The sequence below is a fragment of the Sphingomonas sp. genome (assembly GCF_040398505.1).
In the GTDB taxonomy this organism is placed as follows: Bacteria; Pseudomonadota; Alphaproteobacteria; order Sphingomonadales; family Sphingomonadaceae; genus Sphingomonas.
Window position 1 is genome coordinate 1 of the sequence record NZ_JBBATX010000193.1, and the last position, 1,838, is coordinate 1,838.

General features: G+C 63.9%; 2 protein-coding genes and 1 tRNA gene. 1 reads left to right on the forward strand and 2 read right to left on the reverse strand.

What is annotated here, in order from left to right; all coding sequences use genetic code 11:
* Positions 1-75: transfer RNA gene (locus ABWP09_RS14290), tRNA-Asn, on the reverse strand.
* Between the two features lie 240 nt (positions 76-315).
* Here ABWP09_RS14290 and ABWP09_RS14295 point away from each other — a divergent pair.
* Positions 316-927, forward strand: a complete 612-nt coding sequence (locus tag ABWP09_RS14295) for a CC0125/CC1285 family lipoprotein (RefSeq protein ID WP_188446608.1) — start codon at positions 316-318, stop codon at positions 925-927.
* 22 nt (positions 928-949) lie between these two features.
* Here the strand turns inward: ABWP09_RS14295 and ABWP09_RS14300 are convergent.
* A partial coding sequence (locus tag ABWP09_RS14300) for a LysR family transcriptional regulator (RefSeq protein ID WP_353205787.1) occupies positions 950-1,838 on the reverse strand: 889 nt, incomplete at its 5' end.

Below are 1,838 nucleotides of genomic sequence, written 5' to 3' on the forward strand. Positions count from 1 at the left end.
TGGCTCCCTGAGTAGGATTCGAACCTACGACCAAGTGATTAACAGTCACCTACTCTACCGCTGAGCTATCAGGGACCATGGCGGTGGCGAGGCTATAGCAGCGAGTTTCGCGAACGCGCAAGGCCCGTTTTTCTCTTTTCGAAATCAACGCTTGGCCGCACGATTTCCGCCGCCCGTCACCTTGCGTTCACGTGTGGCGAGATACGATTTTACAAGCACATCACGATCGCCGGAGCCTTGCGCACGATCGTTCGTTCTGCGCTTCATGGACTGTCGGCACGGTATGCCGCACAGGCCGAGTCATTGGAGACCGAAATGCCGCTACCTTCCCCCACCTTGCGCAAGACGCTTGCCGTCGCCCTTGGCGCGACGACGTTGCTGATCTCTGCGTGCGCCACCGAATCGACCTATCGCCCGGCCGTCGGCCGCGGTTTCGAACGATCGGGCTATAGTGATCGCCAAATCGAAGAGAACCGTTTCATGGTCAGCTTTTCGGGCAACAGCTACACCTCGCGCGAAACGGTCGAGAAGTATTTGCTGTACCGCGCGGCCGAACTGACGGTGCAGCGCGGCTTCGACTATTTCGTCTTTGTGGACCGTGATGTCGATCGCCGGTCGCGCACCTACTCGACACCGCGCTTCGGCGGCGGATTTGGCGGAGGCTTTGGCTATGGCGGCGGCTTTGGCGGCGGCTATTGGGGCCCGAGCTGGCGCTATCGCGGCCGTGGCTTTGGCTGGCGCAGCTGGGACCCGTTCTTCGGTGACCCCTTCTTCGACCGCGGCGTCGATATCGACACGATCGACAAATATGAGGCCAATGCCGAGCTGATCGTCGGACGCGGCCCCAAGCCCAAGGATAACATCCGCGCCTTCGACGCGCGCGACGTGATCAAGAATCTTGAGCCGACGATCGTCCTGCCCAAGTAACGGTGTGCGCCGCCGCTCCGGGTTATGCCCCGGATCGGCGGTCGCCGGCAAAGCTGGCGACGATCCAGTCATAGGTCGCCGCGATTGCGGGCACCCGTCGAAGGTCGCGGTGAACGACGAGCCAGGCACTGCGCGGCTCTAACGCCAAAGGCGATGGCATTTCGACAAGGCCGACCGCGATGGCATCGCGCCGCGGCAGGATTGCGATGCCGAGCCCGGCGATTGTGGCATTCAAGAGCCCGCGCGTACTCCCGGTCCGGAGCACGACCGCATGGGCAAGCCCCGCTTGGCCGACCCACAAATATTCGAGCATGCGGCCATAGCTGTCGTCATAGGTAAGCAATCGTTCGCGCGACAGATCGATCGCGCTGACCGCGCGCCCGGCGAGGTAGGCCGCGCTGGCGAACAACCCCAGATCGATCTGACCGATCTTGCGGATCAGCAAGCTGTTCCCCTCCGGTCGTGACATGCGGATCGCGAGGTCGGCATCACGCGCGGACAGACTGACCAGATGCGCCTGCGACTGCAGATCGACGCTGACCGAGGGTGCGGTGGCATATAACCGCCCCAGCGCCGGGGCCAGCCGCTCGGCAATCACGAATTCGGTTGCCGAGATGGTCACCGTCGCACGGACAGCGGGCAGCCGCGCCGCGGTCGCGGCGAGCATGATCCGCTCCGTCCCCTCGACCTGCGCACGCGCAAGCGTGGCGATTCGTTCCCCGGCCGCGGTCAGCCGTGCGCCCGGCTGGGCGCGGTCGATCAGCCGCGTCTGGAGCAGCGCTTCGAGCGCGTCGATCCGGCGGGTCACGGTCGATACAGCGACAGCGCGACGACGCGCCGCTTCGGTGAAAGAGCCGCTTTCCACGACGTCGAGCAACCAGCGAAGATCTCGGCTGTCCATCACCCTAAGA

Bases quoted from the DNA above. Each gene is read 5' to 3' on its own strand.
- ABWP09_RS14295 (WP_188446608.1), top strand. From the start codon at position 316: ATGCCGCTACCTTCCCCCACCTTGCGCAAGACGCTTGCCGTCGCCCTT.